This is a genomic window from Streptomyces sp. NBC_01320 (genome assembly GCF_035974375.1).
In the GTDB taxonomy this organism is placed as follows: domain Bacteria; phylum Actinomycetota; class Actinomycetes; order Streptomycetales; family Streptomycetaceae; genus Streptomyces; species Streptomyces yanii.
In genome coordinates this window covers 10,713,688-10,730,115 of the sequence record NZ_CP108390.1, presented here as the reverse complement: position 1 = coordinate 10,730,115, position 16,428 = coordinate 10,713,688, and the positions used below count along the sequence as shown (strand labels likewise).

At 71.1% G+C, this 16,428-nt stretch carries 15 protein-coding genes; 2 read left to right on the top strand and 13 right to left on the bottom strand.

Annotated features, from left to right (window positions below):
- Positions 1-3: 3 nt before the first annotated feature.
- The 7 genes from OG395_RS48995 to OG395_RS48965 all read right to left on the bottom strand — a co-directional run bounded on the left by OG395_RS48995 (position 4) and on the right by OG395_RS48965 (position 8,687).
- The gene (locus tag OG395_RS48995) at positions 4-1,647 is read right to left on the bottom strand and encodes an AMP-binding protein (RefSeq protein WP_327249702.1); all 1,644 of its coding nucleotides are present in this window, start codon (positions 1,645-1,647) and stop codon (positions 4-6) included.
- Positions 1,648-1,958: 311 nt separating this feature from the next.
- Positions 1,959-2,720 (bottom strand): SDR family NAD(P)-dependent oxidoreductase, encoded by a 762-nt coding sequence (locus tag OG395_RS48990; RefSeq protein ID WP_327248684.1) that lies wholly within the window; start codon positions 2,718-2,720, stop codon positions 1,959-1,961.
- Between the two features lie 43 nt (positions 2,721-2,763).
- A complete protein-coding gene (locus tag OG395_RS48985) occupies positions 2,764-3,417 on the bottom strand; it encodes a PaaI family thioesterase (protein ID WP_327248683.1) in 654 nt (217 codons plus the stop codon).
- Positions 3,414-4,286 carry a MaoC/PaaZ C-terminal domain-containing protein gene (locus OG395_RS48980; RefSeq protein WP_327248682.1) on the bottom strand — a complete coding sequence of 291 codons (873 nt, stop codon included), beginning with the start codon at positions 4,284-4,286 and terminating at the stop codon, positions 3,414-3,416. The genes OG395_RS48985 and OG395_RS48980 overlap by 4 nt, the downstream gene beginning before the upstream one ends.
- 74 nt (positions 4,287-4,360) lie before the next feature.
- Positions 4,361-6,562 (bottom strand): acyl-CoA dehydrogenase, encoded by a 2,202-nt coding sequence (locus OG395_RS48975; protein ID WP_327248681.1) that lies wholly within the window; start codon positions 6,560-6,562, stop codon positions 4,361-4,363.
- 9 nt (positions 6,563-6,571) lie between these two features.
- A complete protein-coding gene (locus OG395_RS48970; RefSeq protein WP_327248680.1) occupies positions 6,572-7,732 on the bottom strand; it encodes a steroid 3-ketoacyl-CoA thiolase in 1,161 nt (386 codons plus the stop codon).
- A gap of 208 nt (positions 7,733-7,940) precedes the next feature.
- Positions 7,941-8,687, bottom strand: a complete 747-nt coding sequence (locus OG395_RS48965) for an SDR family NAD(P)-dependent oxidoreductase (protein ID WP_327248679.1) — start codon at positions 8,685-8,687, stop codon at positions 7,941-7,943.
- 214 nt (positions 8,688-8,901) lie between these two features.
- On the opposite strand from OG395_RS48965, the gene OG395_RS48960 reads away from it, so the two are divergent.
- Both OG395_RS48960 and OG395_RS48955 read left to right on the top strand, forming a co-directional pair.
- Positions 8,902-10,059 (top strand): Rieske 2Fe-2S domain-containing protein, encoded by a 1,158-nt coding sequence (locus OG395_RS48960; protein ID WP_327248678.1) that lies wholly within the window; start codon positions 8,902-8,904, stop codon positions 10,057-10,059.
- Complete coding sequence (locus tag OG395_RS48955; protein WP_327248677.1) at positions 10,059-10,328, top strand: ferredoxin; 270 nt, start codon at positions 10,059-10,061, stop codon at positions 10,326-10,328. The genes OG395_RS48960 and OG395_RS48955 overlap by 1 nt, the downstream gene beginning before the upstream one ends.
- Positions 10,329-10,417: 89 nt before the next feature.
- On the opposite strand, the gene OG395_RS48950 is transcribed toward OG395_RS48955, so the two are convergent.
- From OG395_RS48950 to OG395_RS48925, 6 genes are all read right to left on the bottom strand, one after another.
- On the bottom strand, positions 10,418-11,212 hold the full coding sequence (locus OG395_RS48950) for an FAD-binding protein (RefSeq protein ID WP_327248676.1): 795 nt from the start codon (positions 11,210-11,212) through the stop codon (positions 10,418-10,420).
- Between the two features lie 139 nt (positions 11,213-11,351).
- A complete protein-coding gene (locus OG395_RS48945) occupies positions 11,352-12,254 on the bottom strand; it encodes an FAD-dependent oxidoreductase (RefSeq protein WP_327248675.1) in 903 nt (300 codons plus the stop codon).
- Positions 12,251-13,180 (bottom strand): VOC family protein, encoded by a 930-nt coding sequence (locus OG395_RS48940; RefSeq protein WP_327248674.1) that lies wholly within the window; start codon positions 13,178-13,180, stop codon positions 12,251-12,253. Before OG395_RS48940 ends, OG395_RS48945 begins: the two co-directional genes overlap by 4 nt.
- A 74-nt stretch (positions 13,181-13,254) precedes the next feature.
- On the bottom strand, positions 13,255-14,439 hold the full coding sequence (locus OG395_RS48935) for an acyl-CoA dehydrogenase family protein (protein WP_327248673.1): 1,185 nt from the start codon (positions 14,437-14,439) through the stop codon (positions 13,255-13,257).
- An 8-nt stretch (positions 14,440-14,447) separates the two neighbouring features.
- Positions 14,448-15,482 carry a 4-hydroxy-2-oxovalerate aldolase gene (gene dmpG / locus OG395_RS48930; RefSeq protein ID WP_327248672.1) on the bottom strand — a complete coding sequence of 345 codons (1,035 nt, stop codon included), beginning with the start codon at positions 15,480-15,482 and terminating at the stop codon, positions 14,448-14,450.
- Positions 15,483-15,504: 22 nt separating this feature from the next.
- Entirely contained in the window at positions 15,505-16,413 is a 909-nt protein-coding gene (locus OG395_RS48925) for an acetaldehyde dehydrogenase (acetylating) (protein ID WP_327248671.1), read from the bottom strand.
- Positions 16,414-16,428: the final 15 nt, after the last annotated feature.

The window sequence follows — 16,428 nt, the reverse complement described above, 5'->3', positions numbered from 1 at the left end:
TGGTCAGGGAAGGAAGCGCGCGCGCCCGTTGGCGAGGAACTCGCCGCGCAGTGCCGTCTTGTCCTCGTCGGTCATGGGTACGTAGTCCGGCTCCCCGCGTCCGGCCCAGCGGTAGACCGGGTCCTTTGTGCGCCAGCCCTGGAGCTGCATCTCCTTCTTGCGAAGCTTGTTGGAGCCGGTGCTCGGGAGGGCGTGGGAGACCCGGACGAAGCGCGGTGCGCCCTTGGTACCGAGGTCCTCCTGCCGGGACAGGAACTCCGGCAGGCGCAGCTCCTCGAAGCGTGTGCCCTCGGGGATCTCGACCGCGGCCATCACCTGGTCGCCGGAGCGGGGGTCGGGCACGCCGAAGACTCCGGCGGCGACGATGGCGGGGTGTCTGCGCAGAATCCGTTCGGTCAGCAGCGCCGAGGTGTTCTCCCCGTCGACGCGGATCCAGTCGCCGGAACGGCCCGCGAAGTAGAACCAGCCGGACTCGTCGACGTATCCGAGGTCACCGGTCCAGTACCAGCCGTGGCGTACGCGTTCGGCGTTCGCGGCGTCGTTCTTGTAGTAGCCCTCGAACCTGGCGGCGCCCTCGGTGTCGACGATCTCCCCGATGGCCTCTTCCGGGTTCTTCACCCTGCCGTGCTCGTCGAGGACGGCGGGCGGGCACTGCTCGCGGGTCTCCGGGTGGACGATCCTGACGCTGTCGCGTGCGGGCACACCGAGCGCCCCCACCGGGCCGCCGGGTGCCTGTTTGAGCATGCCGCCGCCCTCGCTCGAACCGTAGCCCTCGATGAGCCGGCATCCGAAGCGGTGCAGGAAGGCGGCCTGGTCCTCCGGGGAGGCTTCCGTGCCGAAGGCGTGGGTCAGCCGGTTGTCGCCGTCGTCGGCCTGCTCGGGTGTCGCCAGGACGTAGCCGATCGCCTTGCCGACGTACGTGAAGAAGGTGGCTCCGAAGTGCTTGACGTCCGGGAGGAAACCGGAGGCCGAGAACTTGGGGGTGAGGGCGATGGTGGCGCCGGCGGCCAGGGCGGGAGCCCACAGCATCATCAGCGCGTTCCCGTGGAACAGCGGCATGGAGCAGTAGCAGATGGCGTCGCGGCCGATGTCGTACTTGGCGCAGTTGGCCCGGGCGAGCGCGGTCAGCCGGCCCTGCGAGCAGATCGCCGCCTTCGAGGCGCCCGTCGTACCGGAGGTGAACAGCAGCAGCATCCGGGTGTCCGCGGTGACGGCCGGGTCCCGGACCGGGTCGGCGGCGTACGCCGCCGCCTGCTGCGCGTAGCCCGGCTCGTCGACGATCAGGACCCGGTCACGGTCCACGCCGGGGTCCAGGCCGTCGAGCAGTGCGAGGCCCGCACGGTCGGTGACGAGCAGCCCGCAGTCGGCGTGCCGCACCTCCTGTTCGAGCTGGGCGCCGCGGCGGGTGGAGTTGATGCCGACGACGGTCGCGCCGCTGAGGGCGGCACCACCCAGCCAGAAGATGAACTCGGGCACGTTGTCCAGCAGTACGCCGATGTGGAACGGACCCTCGGTGCGCAGCGACCGGGCCCAGGACGCGCGCGCCGCGCTCTCCCGGACGACCTCGTCCCAGGTCCAGCTGCGCTCGCGGGTGCGCAGACCCACGTGGTCGTCCCCGGCCCTGGCGAGCAGCAGGTCGGCAATCATCTCGTGCAACGTCGGTCCCTCTCACCCGTTGACCGGGGTTTCCCGCTGTCGGTGCGGGCGTCGGCGCGTGCAGATGTGCGCGCCGGGCCGCCCGCCGTGAATGGTGATGCGCTGATGCCCCGATGGGCGTGGCACGACGGAGAGTTCGCGCGGTCCTGACCCGTCGGCCGGTCCTCGTTCCGGTCCTCCGCCGGCGCACCGGTCAAGGTGCTGACCGCGACGTTAGCCGGGAGGGTTTCCCCTGGTGCGGGCGGTCCCGCTGACCGGGAGGCTCAGGGTCTGTCCGGCACCCGGGGGGAACGAGCGGTACGTCAGTCGAAGTTGGCCTGGCCTCCATCGAGTGGCACGGTCGCGCCGGTGAAATAGCGGGCGTCCGGTCCGCAGAGCATCACCACGGCCCGTCCGATGTCCTGCTCGCAGTCGCCGACGTAGCCGAGCGGGATGGACTCGCAGAACGCGGCGGCCTCCTCCGGGTTGGCGGTCTGCCATTTCTCGTACGCGGGCGAAACGGCGTGCGGTGCCACCGCGTTGACGCGGATGTTGTCGGGCCCCCACTCGCAGGCGGCGCTGCGGGTCAGGGAGCGGACGGCCACCTTGGCGGCGGCGTACGCGCCGTAGTTGCGCAGATCCCAGCGGACCATGGCCGAGGTGACCAGGTTGACGACGACGCCGCCGCCCCGTCGTTTCAGATGGGGGTGGGCGGCCTTCATGAAGGCGAAGGTCGCGAAGGGGCCGCTGTGGAAGCCCTTGCGGAACTGCGCGTCGCTCATCGACAGCAGCGGGCCGTAGGCGCCCGTGTACGCGTTGTTGACCAGGATGTCGATGCCGCCGAACCGGTCGGCGACCGCGTCCACCACCCCGGGGACGCGGTCGGTGTCGCTCACGTCGCAGACGAAGGGTTCGGCCCGGAGGCCGCGGGCACGCAGCAGTTCGCAGGTCGCTTCGAGCTTCTGTGGTGTCCGCCCGAGGACGGCGATCGACGCGCCCTCGGTGGCGAGCGCGAGGGCGATGCCCTGGCCCACTCCTTGTCCGGCCCCGGTGACGACCGCGACCTTGCTCTCAAGACTTCCCACCGGTCTGCCTCTCTTCGTGTGCGGGTGTGCTCCGGCCGGGCGTTCAGCGCGGGCGGGCCAGGTGCTTGGCGATGAACAGGCCCTCTGCGCTCACGCAGTCCTGGCCGCCGGCCGAGATGGTCCCGACGGTGCGGATCTTCGCGCCGTCCACATGGACCTGGCGGCCGGTGACCGTCAGCGGTTCGAACAGCGGGGTGGGGCGGTGGTAGCGCAGGGTGAGTTCCGCCGTCATGCCGGAGGGGCCGCCCCAGTGGTTCGCGACGCCGAGGGTGTGGTCCAGGAGCAGCGCCGAGATGCCGCCGTGCACATGTCCGGGCGGCCCCTGGTAGGGCAGGCCGAGGGTGACGGTGCCCTCGATGGCGCCGTCGTCCCGGCCGTACAGCTTCAGCGGGGGCGCGAGGGCGTTCTCGGGTCCGGTGACCGGGTCGTGCCTGGTCACCCCCTCGCCGTTCCACATGTCGACCAGGCGCTCCTCGCGGGCGGGGGCGTGCTCCGCCAGGTGGTCCGCGACCGCGTGGAGCTGCTTGGCGACGCACGACATGTCGGCGTCCGACCGGTCGCCGGCCAGCAGCAGCGCGGCGATCACCCGGCGGGCCGCGGCGACGGCCGCGTCCAGTCCGGTGTCGTGGGCCTCGGCCACCAGCGGCGGCCGTGCGGCGGTCTCGCCGTCGGTACGGGTGTCGGATCCGGTGCTCATGAGGTGACCTTCGCCGTCGCGTGGGTGAGCACCGGGGCGTTGTCGCGTTCGGGGCAGGTGGAGTGCAGCACCAGTCCCTCTCCTTCTCGCCACACCGAGGTGCGGATGGTCTCGCCCGGGAACAGTGAGCCCGCGAAGCGTACGGAGAAGCCGTTCAGCCGCGTGACGTCACCGTCGAGCACTCCGTCGACGAGCGCCTTGCAGACGATTCCGTACGAGGCCAGCCCGTGCAGGATCGGCCGGTCGAAGCCTGCCGCACGGGCGAACCCGGGGTCGGCGTGGAGCGGGTTGAGGTCTCCGTTGAGCCGGTACAGCAGCGCCTGCTGCGGGGTGGTGGGCGTTTCGAGCACGAGGTCGGCCGGGCGCTCCGGCGCCGTCCAGGAGGTCTCCGGTCCGGGCTCTCCCCCGAAGCCGCCCTCCCCGCGGGCCCAGATCTGCATGGTGGTGGTCCACAGCGGATCGCCCTGTGGGTCGGCCGCGGCGGACTCCAGCACGATCACCGCCGCCTTCCCCTTGTCCCACACCTCGGCGACCCGCGAGGTGACTGTGGCCGAGCCCGAGGCCGGCAGCGGCCGGTGGATCTCAAGTCCCTGGCCCGCGTGGAGGATCGAGCGGAGGTCGGTCTCGATGCCGGGCATGTTCACGGACATCGTGGGCACCTCTCCGGCCGAGATGCCGGAGCCGGCCACCAGGGCGAAGGTGGGCAGCACCTGGAGGCCACGCTCGAAGGTCAGGTGCAGTTCCGGGTCGGTGGCGGCGTCCGAGCCGGCCCCGAGGCTGAGGTGGTACAGGAGCACGTCGCGGGTGCTCCAGCTGATCTCGCGCACGGACGGGTCCGCGCTCAGCGCCTTGTGGCGGTCGATGGGCATGGTGGTTCTTCCTTCACGAGGGGTTTCGGCCCGGTGGCGCGGCCGGCCCGGCCGGCCGCGCCGCGGTCGCGTCTTCAGGCACGCTTCGGGGTGGGCCTGGGGTCTCGGTCCAGGCCCAGCAGGCGTTCGCCGATGATGTTCAGCTGCACTTCCGTCGTACCGCCCGCGATCGACAGACAGCGGGAGTTGAGGAACATCCAGGTGGCGTCGTGACGCCGGCCCTCGCCGGTCAGCGCGGCGCTGCCCTGCCAGTCCATGGCGGTCTCCCAGACCTGCTGCTGATGCTCGACGCCGAGGAGTTTGGCGATGCTGGCCTCCGCGCCCGGTTGCTGGCCGGAGACCGAGCGCAGCGTGGTGCGCAGGCCGAGCAGGGCACCGGACTGCGCGTCGCAGAGGATGCCGCCGAGGGTGGTGAGCCGTTCGTCGTCCATCTCGTGGGGGGTTGCGGCGGCGATGTCGAGCAGCGCCTCGCCGGACCCCAGCGACGAGTCGTGGGAGAGGGCGACTCGTTCGTTGGCGAGCGTGGTGCGGGCGAGTTTCCAGCCGTCGCCCGGCTGTGCGACGAGCATGTCGTCGGGGACGAACACGTCGTCGAGGAAGATCTCGTTGAACTCCGACTCGCCGGTGATCTGCCGCAGCGGGCGGATGTCCAGGCCGGGGGCGGTCATGTCGAGCAGGAAGTACGACAGTCCCTTGTGCTGGGGTGCGGCGGCGTCGGTCCGGGCCAGCAGGATGCCCCAGTGGGCGTCGCGGGCCATGGAGGTCCACACCTTCTGTCCGGTGATCCGCCAGCCGCCGTCGGTCTTCTCCGCGCGGGTGCTCAGGGACGCGAGGTCGGAACCGGCTCCGGGCTCGCTGAAGAGCTGGCACCAGACGATGTCGCCGCGCAGGGTCGGCGCGAGGAACCTCTCCTGCTGGGCGGCGTTGCCGTGGGCGATGATGGTGGGGACGACCCAGCCGCCGATGATCATGTCGACGGGGGTCAGGCCCGCCGCGCGGATCTCCTCCGCGATGACCAGCTGGGTCACGGCGTCGGCGCCCTTCCCCCAGGGTGCGGGCAGGTGCGGTGCGGTGTAGCCGTGGTCGGCGAGGTGGACGAGCCGTTCCCTGCCTTCCAGGGCGGCCGCGGAGCTCAGTTCGGCGCGGATGCCGGCGCGTATCTCCTCGGCCTCGGGCGGCAGTTCGACGCCGAGATCGCGGCGGGCGCCGTCCAGGGTGAGCCGGGCCACCCGGCGGCGCCACCGGGCGGTCGGGCCGAGGGTGAGGCGCAGGGTCTGGACCCGGCGCAGCCAGAGGTGGGCGTCGTGCTCCCAGGTGAAGCCGATGCCGCCGAGGACCTGGATGGCGTCCTTCGTGGTGGTGAACGCCGCTTCGACGCTGGTCGCTCCGGCGACGGCGGCGGCGAGGGACGCCTCCGCCGGGTCCTGGACGGCGCCCGGTTCGCCGGCGCGGGCGGCGTCCCAGGCGCAGGCGCGGGCCTGTTCGGCGAGCGCGAGCATCCGTGCGCAGCGGTGTTTGACGCCCTGGAACTGGCCGATGGGGCGACCGAACTGCTCGCGCACCCGGGCGTATTCGGCCGAGACGGCGACGGCCCGGTCGGCGATGCCGGAGGCCTCCGCCGCGAACAGCACCGCGGCCAGGTCGAGCGGGAGCTGCTGGTCGACCGCCAGTACGTCGGTGGCGGGGACCGCGGTGTTCCGCAGGCGCACCCTGGACGGGCGGCGGGCCAGGTCGTGGCCGGCCACGTCGGTGGTGTCCACGGAGGCGCGCGGGAGCACGAACCACGTCGTGCGGTCGCCGTCGCGGGCGGGCAGCACGAACAGGTCGGCGAGGTGGCCGCCGATGACGAGTTCGGACTCGCCGGAGACCGTCGCGGCGCCGTCGTCACCGCGGGAGAGCGTGAGGCTGCCGGCGCCCAGGCCCACCGCACCGATCGTGGTGCCGTCGGCGAGCCCGGCCAGATGTGTCCGGTGTCCCGCCCGGTGCAGGACCGCGGCGGCGAGCGTCGTGGGCAGGAAGGGGCCCGGGGCCATGGCCCGGCCCAGTTCCTCGACGACGACGGCGAGTTCGAGGAGCCCGTAGCCGGCACCGCCCGCGTTCTCGGGCAGGTGCAGGCCGAGCAGCCCCTGTTCGGCGAGGGTCTGCCAGAACGGCGGGAGCATCTCCTGCTCGGCGCTCACCGCCTTGTGGACGACGTCCTGGGTGATGTGCCGGTTCGCGAACGTGCGTACGGTGTCGCGCAGGTCGCGGTGCTCTTCGGTCAGTCCGATGGTCATGGCGGTCCCTCAGATCCGTTCGATGATCGTCGCCGTCGAGTGCGCGCCGCCGGCGCACATGGTGATCAGTGCGGTGGACTTGTCACTGCGCTCCAGCTCGTGGAGGGCTTGGGTGATCAGCCGGGCGCCGGTCGAGCCCACCGCGTGGCCGAGGGCGATCGCACCCCCGTTGACGTTCACCTTGTCCATGTCGGCGCGGTGGACCTGCGCCCACGACAGCACGACGGAGGCGAATGCCTCGTTGATCTCGACCAGGTCGATGTCGGCCAGTGTCATGCCGGCCTTGCACAGCACGTGGTCGGTCGCCTCGATGGGCCCGTCGAGGTGGTAGTAGGGGTCGGAGCCGACCATGCCGGAGGCGACGATACGGGCCCGCGGGCGCAGTCCCAGGCGGTCGGCGCGCTCGGCGCTCGTCAGGAGTACGGCGGCGGCGCCGTCGCTGATCTGGGAGGAGTTGCCGGCGGTGTGGATGCCGTCGGGCAGCACCGTCTTCAGCTGGGTGAGCCCCTCGGTCGTAGTGTCCCGGAGGCCCTCGTCGCGGGTCACGGCGGCGGTCTTCCCGGTCGGGCCCTCGGGGCCGGGCACCGGTGCCTCGACCTCGATGATCTGCCGGTCGAAGCGGCCTTCCGCCCACGCGCGGGCGGCGTTGCGCTGGGAGGCGAGTGCGAGGGCGTCCGCGTCGGCCCGTGTGATGCCGCGTTTGTGTGCGATCCGCTCGGCGGCGGTGAACTGGTCTGGCATGTCCAGTGCGAAGTCCCCCGGCACCGGCAGGCCGGTGCCGGGGGCGAGCGCCTGTCCGAGGAAGACCCGGCTCATCGACTCGACGCCGCAGCCGATCCCGACGTCGATCGCACCGGAGGCGATCAGCCCGGCGATCAGGTGCACGGCCTGCTGGGACGAGCCGCAGGCGCAGTCGATGGTGGTGCAGGCGGTGGCGTGCGGCAGTCCGGTGTGCAGCCAGGCGTTGCGGGTGACGTTGTTGGACTGCTCGCCGGCCTGGGTGACGCAGCCTCCGATCACCTGGTCCACCGCGTCCGGGGCGATTCCGGCGCGGTCCAGCAGGCCCTTCTGGGCCAGCCCCAGCAGCTCGGCCGGGTGCAGCCCCGACAGCGCTCCGCGGCGCCGCCCGACCGGTGTGCGCGTGGCTTCGACGATGACGGCCTCGGGCATGGTTCTCCGTAGGGTGTGAGGCGGCCCTTGGCGGGCCGGGTCGGTTGGCGGACCGGCCTGGTCCGGTCGGTCGCGGCGCCTGCCGCGGCCTCGGGAGGCTCGCGGGGTTCAGCACCGCACCCAAAAACTAGAATTCGTTCTTGTGCGGTGCAATACCCAGTCCCACTGAATGGCTCTGCGCCGCCGGCCGGCCGGGACGGGCGGCCCCTCAGATGTGTGAGCCTCCGTCGACCCTGATCTCCGCTCCCGTGAGGTAGCTCCCGTCCCGCGAGGCCGCGAAGGCGATGACGCCGGCGATCTGCTCCGGGTCGGCGGCGCCCAGCAGCGACCGGATCCGCCCGTAGTAACTGGCGTCCAGCTCCGGCGGCAGGACGTGCGGCCCCACCAGCGGCGTGGCGACCGTGCCGGGTGAGACGGGCACAACGCGGATGCCGCGGTGCACCACCTCGGCGGCCAGGGACAAGGAGAACGCCAGCACCGCGCCCTTCGACGCCGAGTAGGCGCTCATGTACGGGTTCCCGTGCGCGGCCGACGACGAGGCCACGTTGACGATGACGCCCGTCCGGTCGGGCAGATGCCGCAGCGCCTCCCGGCAGAACAGGGCCGTTCCGACGGCGTTGACGGAGAACAGCTGCTGCATGTCGGCGACGGTCAGCCGGTCGATGGGAGTCGTCCGGTGGATGCCCGCCACATTGATCAGGACATCGATGCCGCCGAGCTCCTCGGCGGCCGCCCGTACGGCGTCCACGACGGCACTCTCCTCGCAGACGTCGGCGACATGGGTCACGATCCGCCCGGGCCCGGAGGCCGCCCCGGCGGTCTCCCACAGACCGTCGCCCGAGAGGTCGACGGCGAACACGGCCGCCCCCTCGGCCACCAGGCGGATCGCCGTGGCCCGGCCGATACCGGACCCCGCTCCGGTGAGGAGAACATCAACACCTTCGAAACGCTTCATGACGGCCCTTCTCCCGGACAACCGCAGGCAGGGCGGCGGACGTTACCCGGCCCCGATGACCGGCGTCGGCACCGTCCCGCTCACCGGAACCGCCCTTCACCAGGGACCCGGCGCATGCCATTCCGGTCAGTGGGACTGCCCCGGTGGGCCGGCAACGCCCCGTCCTACCGTCCGAACACTGGAGACCCTGCGTCCTTGAGGGGATGGGAACAACGTGACCGCAGTCGAGTCAGAACACGACGGAGTCCGCGCCATCGAGGCGGCGGCCGCACCGGCCCGGTTTGCCCGTGGATGGCACTGCCTGGGGCTGTCGGAAAAATTCAAGGACGGCAAGCCCCATTCGGTCCAGGCCTTCGGCCAGAAGCTCGTGGTGTTCCGCGGCAGCGACGGCGAGCTCAGTGTCCTCGACGCCTACTGCCGCCACATGGGAGGCGATCTCTCCCAGGGCACCGTCAAGGGCAACGAGGTGGCCTGCCCCTTCCACGACTGGCGCTGGGGCGGGGACGGCCGCTGCAAGCAGATCCCGTACGCCCGGCGCGTGCCGCTCCGGGCCCGTACGGCGGCCTGGCCGACCCTGGACCAGGACGGGATGCTCTTCGTCTGGAACGACCCCGAGGGGAACCCGCCTCCGGCGGACGTCACGATCCCCCGTATCGAGGGGGCGACGAGCGACTCGTGGACCGACTGGATCTGGTACGAGACCGTCGTGGACGCCAATTGCCGCGAAGTCGTCGACAACGTCGTGGACATGGCGCACTTCTTCTATGTGCACTACTCGTTCCCGACGTTCTTCAAGAACGTCTTCGAGGGTCACACCGCCACCCAGTTCATGCGGGGCACGGGCCGCCCGGACGCGCGCCCGCAGGCGAAGAACGGCCAGCCGAAGACGACCGGCAGCACGTCGGTGGCGTCCTACCACGGCCCGTCGTTCATGATCGACGACCTCACCTACCACTACGACACGGGCGATGTGCAGTCGATCCTGATCAACTGTCACTACCCGGTGAGCGCCGACCGCTTCGTCCTGCAGTACGGCATCATCGTCAAGCGCTCGGACAGCCTGGAGGGCGCGGAAGCCGACAAGCTGGCCACGAACATGGCCGACTTCATCAAACTGGGCTTCGAACAGGACATCGCGATCTGGAAGAACAAGACCCGCATCGACAACCCCCTCCTGTGCGAGGAGGACGGCCCGGTCTACCAACTGCGCCGCTGGTACGAGCAGTTCTACGTCGATGCCGCCGACGTCAAGCCGGAGATGGTGAATCGTTTCGAGTTCGAGCTCGACACCACCCGTCCCGTCGAGGCCTGGCAGAAGGAGGTCGAGGCCAACCTCGCCCGCAAGGCCGCGGCCGAGAGCCGGCCCCTCTGATGCCGCGCGAGGACAACCGGCTGACCGACAGCGCGCCCATGCGGCCGCTGTCCTGCCTGCGGTGCGGCAACCAGGTGCGGGTGCGCAAGAGCAGCTGGCAGCAGACGAGCGTGCAGTGGGACGCGCAGGCCATGCTGGGCTGCCCGGAGCGGCAGGCCGGCGGTTGTGGCGAGGGACCGAACGGCGGTGCGTTCGAAGGCTGCCGTTCGCTCGGTGACACGATCCGGGAGGCCGCGCTGAGCGGTGCGATCACCGTGCTCCAGGAGTGAGGGAGCGGGTCGCCCGGTACAACGGTGAAGGGGTGGCCCTCCCGCTTACATGAGCGGGAGGGCCACCCCTTCACCGTTGTACCGGGAAATTATCCGCGGGCCGCGGCCACCCCGGCCCTGCGGCCGAAGAACGTGCCGTCACCCAGCGACGTACCACTGATGTATCCCTCGCCGTGGATGCCGGACGCCGCCCGGCCGGCCGCGAACAGCCCGGGAACGGCGGTGCCGGAGACGTCCAGCACCGCGCCGTCGGCGGTCGTGCTGAGCCCGCCGAGGGTGAATCCGGCGACCCCCGTCCCGGCGCCCGTGTTCCCGCTCTCCCCGGGGTTGAAGCCGAGGCGGGGGTCGATCGCCGCGAAGGGCCCCTTCAGCGGCCGCAGCCACCGGGCGTCCTTGTGGAAGTACGAGTCCTGTCCCTCCTCGGCGTACCTGTTGTACGTGCCCACCGTCGACTCCAGCGCGCCCGCCGGCATCCCGAGCTCCTCCTCCAGCTCGGCCAGGGTCTCCCCGACGAACTGCGGGAGCACACCCCAGCGTTCCGCCTCGGGCACGGACTCGTAGCCCTCCTCGTCGACGATCACCCAGTACGGGCCCGGCTGGGTCAGCACCGCCGCCACGCTGTACAGGCCCGGGTAGACGTCCTCGTTGATGAAGCGCTGCCCGTGGCCGTTGACCAGCATGCCGCGGGTGGCCATGGCGGGGAGGGCGGTGAGCGCGATCTCGGTCACCGACATGCGCCGGGTGGCCGCTCCGATCGCGGACGCCATCCGGATGCCGCTGCCGTCGTCCAGCCCGTCGCTGATCTTTCCGTGACCGACGAGGTGCGGTGCGTGGTCGGCCAGCATCTCCTCGTTGTCGACGAAGCCGCCGGTGGTGAGCACCACCGTTCCTGGGCAGTGAACAGGAGTGGGTCCTGGCTCACCGGCACGCCCCGAACGGTCTTGGGCGCACTGGTCCTCCGCTTTCGCATCCCGGGCGGCGACGCATATCCCGTATGCGCTCCGTTCCAGGCGGGCGGAATCCCTACGACCTGGCCATATGGGTGTGGCCAGAGGCGACGGGGAGGCCCCGAACCATCTCACTGGTGACACGGGGGCCCCGACTGCTGACACCACACCCGGCGTCCCAGATCGCACCGAGAACGTTACCCACACCCCGCCGGGCATACCCGCAGCTCATCGCGCCGATCACCCCATCGTGTCCATGTTCGCCAAAACGATGTGCCGGCCCAACAGTTGTGAACCCCTTCCGGGCGCGGTAGGCCCGCTCCTCGCCGTAGCTCCGGGCGGTGACGCCGACGACCCGGCCGTCTTCGTCCACGATCAACGCCGTGGCCAGGGTGTCGGTGTGGGTGAGCGCCCCTGCGGCCCCGGCGGCCTCGACGAGCTTCTCCATGATCAGCCAGCCGCCGTACGACTCGGTGGCGCAGCGGTGGCCACGCGGCGCGGGGCGGGCGACGGTGTTGTACGGCCAGGCGTTCTCACCCAGCCACATCAGGCCGTCCTTCGACAGCGGCATCCAGGTGGGGGCGTCCCACAGGCTCTTCTCGAAGGTGAGGCCGCGGTCGACGAACCACTGGAAGTGCCCGGTGCTCTCGTCGCAGTAGACCCGCAGCTTCTCCTCGTCGGCGTGCGGACCGAGTGCCGACTTCAGGTAGGCGAACATGTCGTCCGCGGCGTCCTGGAAGCCGCACGCGGTCTGTACCGGCGTGCCGCCGCCGAGGTAGAGCTCGCCACCGGACAGGGCCGAGGAGCCGCCGGGCCCGCCGGCCCGTTCCAGTACCAGGACCTCGGCGCCGGCCGAGGCCGCTTCGAAGGCGGCGGCCGCGCCCGCGCAGCCGAAGCCGACGACGAGTACGTCGGTCTCGGCGTCGTACCGGGAGACGGACGAGGCGGGGACCGGTGTCACCGGCCGGGAGGCGCTCACCGGCCCGCCTCGGGCGGGGTGAAGGCCGCGAGCGGCTCCGAGCCGGACCAGTCGTGGCCCCAGTAGCTGTCCGCGGTGATCTCCTCGGCGGTGTAGTACGTCTCGTCGACGAGCATGCCCTCGCAGCCGTACTCGATGTCCCAGCCGCCGGGCGCGCGCACGTAGAAGGAGACCATCTTGTCGTTGGTGTGCCGGCCCAGGGTGGAGGAGATGGAGAAGCCGAGCCGCCCGACGCTGTCGAGTGCGCGGCCCACCGCGTCCAGGCTGTCGACCTCGGCCATGAGGTGGACCAGGCCTGGTTCCTGCCCGTGCGGCGCGGGGCAGATGGCCAGACTGTGGTGCCGCTGGTTGACGCCCATGAAGCGCACGCGGCGAGGTGGGGTGTCGGGATCCGTGCCGGCGAGCCTGATCGCTCCGCGCGGCAGGAAGCCGAGGACCTCGGTGTAGAAGGAGACGGTCTCCTCCATACAGGTCGTGGGCAGGACGACATGGCCCATGCCCTGGCCGCCGGTGACGAAGTTCTGGGCGAAGCCGGTGCGCACGGGGCTGTGGTCGAGGATCGGGGCGAAGAAGACCTCGACGGGGACGCCGGCGGGGTCGTCGAAGGTGATGCCCGCTTCCACCCCGCGTTCGTCGGCCTCCTTCTGCGTCAGCTCCTTGACCGCTCTGCCCGACGCCTCGACGGCGCGCCCGACCTCCCCCAGGGCGAACTGGTCGCGCACCTCCCACCCGACGGCCAGTACCCGGTCGGTGTCACCGGGCAGCACGGCCAGTCGTGCCCGGCGCTCGTCCATCCGCAGGTAGAGACCGTCGGGATCCGGCCCGGACCCTTCGGCGAAACCGAGGCCGTCGACGGTGAGTTCGCGCCAGCGGTCGATGTCGCGCGTCTGGACCCTGAGATAGCCCAGCCCTCGTATCTGCGTCATGTGTTCCTCCCTCATCTGCCGGTCTTTCGGTCTGCCTGTCCTTCGTCGGACGGGCGCTGGTGCCGTGACGGTCGTCAGATCATCGAGCGCATCGGTCCGTTCGGCGGCTCGATGTCGAGCTGCGTCAGCGCGGCGGCGTGGAAGACCGAACCGGGCACGTGGATGGCGTGGGCGAGGCCGGTGTGGGCGTCGCGCCAGAAGCGCTGGATCGGGTTGTCCATCCGCATGGCGTTCCCGCCGGAGCGCGCGACGATCTCGTCGACGGCCCGCACCGCGCGCCACGCCGCCCGGGCCTGGGTACGCCGGCCCACGGCCCGCCGGTCGAAGGTGACCTCCCGGCCGGCCGCCACCATGTCGTGGAGCTGCGAGATGTTGTCCAGCAGCGCCGAGCGCGAGGCCGCGATCTCTGCCGCCGCCTCGCTGACGGCGTAGAGGACGTACGGGTCGTCCTTGACGGCCGTGCCGGTGATCTGGACGCGGTGGCGCTGATAGGCCATGTGGTGGGCCAGCGCCCCCTCGCAGATGCCGATGACGGCCGCGGTGATGCCGAGGGGGAAGGCGGCGGAGAACGGCAGGCGGTAGGTGGGGTTGGTCAGCCCGGCCTCCTTCGCCAGGGTGCCGTCGACCACTTTGGAGTACTCGATGACGCGGTACTCGGGGACGAACGCGTCCTTGACGACGATGTCCTTGCTGCCGGTGCCGCGCAGGCCGACCACGTCCCACGAGTCCTCGATGATCTCGTAGTCCGAGCGCGGCAGGACGACGTGCACCGACCTCGGGGGGTTCAGCCGGTTGCCGTCCTTGTCGGCCAGGAAGGCGCCGAGGAAGAGCCAGTCGCAGTGGTCGGTGCCGGAGGAGAACTGCCAGTGGCCGTTGAAGACGTAGCCGCCGTCCACGGGGCGGAGCACCCCCATCGGCGCGTAGGGAGAGCCGATCCAGGTGTCGTTGTCCTCGCCCCACACCTCCTCCTGGACCCGGGGGTCGGCCATCGCCATTTCCCAGGGGTGGACGCCGACGACCCCGGCGACCCAGCCGGTCGCGCCGTCGCAGGCGGCGATCCGCATGATGGTCTCGGCGAACTCGCGCGGGTGCAGTTCCAGGCCGCCGTACGTCTTCGGCTGGAGCATCCGGATCGCACCGGTCTCCCGCAGCACCTTGGCCGTCTGGTCGTCCAGTCGGCCGAGCGACTCGTTCGCCGGCCCCAGCGCGCGGATCTCCTCCGCGTGCTCGTTGATTGCGTCAAGTACCGTATTGGGCATGGCTGTTCTCACTTCCGTGCGGAGGTGTTCTCGGCGAGGGCGACGGCGATCTCGATGAGCTGGTCCTCCTGGCCTCCGACGAGGTTGCGGCGGCCGGCCTCCAGCAGGATCTCGGCGCCGGACACGCCGTACTTCGCGGCCTGGCGGTCGGCGTGCTTGAGGAAGCTGGAGTAGACCCCGGCGTACCCCATGGTCAGCGACATCCGGTCGAGGAGGCACTCGCCGTCCATGACCGGCCGTACGACGTCCTCGGCGGCGTCGATGATCTTCCGGGTGTCGATTCCGGTACGGATGCCGAGCTTCTCCGCGACCGCGGCGAAGGCCTCGACCGGGGTGTTGCCCGCGCCCGCGCCGAACCGGCGGGTCGAGCCGTCGATCTGCTGTGCGCCGGCCCGCACGGCGAGCACGGAGTTGGCGACGCCGAGTCCCAGGTTCTCGTGGCCGTGGAAGCCGACCTGCGCGTCGTCGCCGAGTTCGGCGACGAGCGCCGCGATCCGGTCGCTGGTCTGCTCCATGACCAGTGCTCCGGCGGAGTCGACGACGTAGACGCACTGACAGCCGGCGTCGGCCATGATGCGGGCCTGCCGGGCGAGCACCTCCGGGGACTGGCTGTGCGACATCATCAGGAAGCCGACGGTCTCCAGGCCCAGATCGCGGGCCAGCCCGAAGTGCTGGACCGCGATGTCGGCCTCGGTGCAGTGGGTGGCGATCCGGCAGACGGCGGCACCGTTGTCGGCCGCCTCACGGATGTCGTCCTGGACGCCGAGGCCGGGCAGCATCAGGAAGGCGATCTTCGCCCGGCGCGCGGTCTGCACGGCCGCCTTGATCAGCTCCTGCTCCGGCGTGTGGCTGAAGCCGTAGTTGAACGACGAGCCGCCGAGGCCGTCGCCGTGGGTCACCTCGATGACCGGGACCCCGGCCTCGTCGAGTGCCCCGACGATCGACCGGACGTGCTCGATGGTGAACTGGTGCTGCTTGGCGTGCGATCCGTCTCTCAGGGACGAGTCGGTGACGCGGATGTCGAGGTCGGCGCTGTAGGGCATGGCTGGTGAACTCCTTGGGTGCTCAGGATCCGGCGCGCTGGGAGACGATCCGCCGGGCGAAGCCCTCACCGACCTCGGTGGCCGCGGCGGTCATGATGTCGAGGTTCCCGGAGTAGGGCGGCAGGAAGTCCCCCGCGCCCTCCACTTCGAGGAACACCGCGACGCGGGCGAGGCCGCCGCTCACCTCGGTCGGCTCGTCGAACTGCGGCTCGGCGCGCAGCCGGTAGCCGGGTACGTACGACGCGACCTGGGCGACGATCTCGTGGATCGACGCGGTGATCGCGGCGCGGTCGGCGTCGGCCGGGATGGAACAGAAGACCGTGTCCCGCATCAGCATGGGCGGTTCGGCCGGGTTGAGGATGATGATGGCCTTGCCCTTGGCCGCGCTGCCGATGGTCTCGATGCCCCGGCTGGTGGTGATCGTGAACTCGTCGATGTTGGCCCGGGTCCCCGGGCCGGCGGACGGCGAGGCGACGCTGGCCACGATCTCCGCGTAGGCCACCTCGGTGACCCGGGAGACGGCGTGGACCACGGGAATGGTGGCCTGTCCCCCGCAGGTGATCAGGCTGACGTTGGGCGCGTCCAGGTGCTCGCCCAGGTTGACGGCCGGGACGACGGCGGGGCCGAGCGCGGCGGGCGTCAGGTCGACGGCCTGGATGCCGAGTTCGGCGTATTTGGGGGCGTTCGCCTTGTGCACGTACGCCGAGGTGGCCTCGAAGACCAGGTCCGGGCGCTCGTCCTGGGCGAGCAGCCGGTCCACGCCCTCGGCACTGGCGATCAGGCCCTCCTCGGCCGCGCGCTTGAGGCCGGGGCTCTGCGGGTCGATCCCGATCATCCAGCGGGGCTCTATCACTGCGGACCGGAGCAGCTTGTACATCAGGTCGGTTCCGATGTTTCCGGAGCCGATGATCGCGGCGGTCGCCTTGGTCACTGTTCGAACCTCATC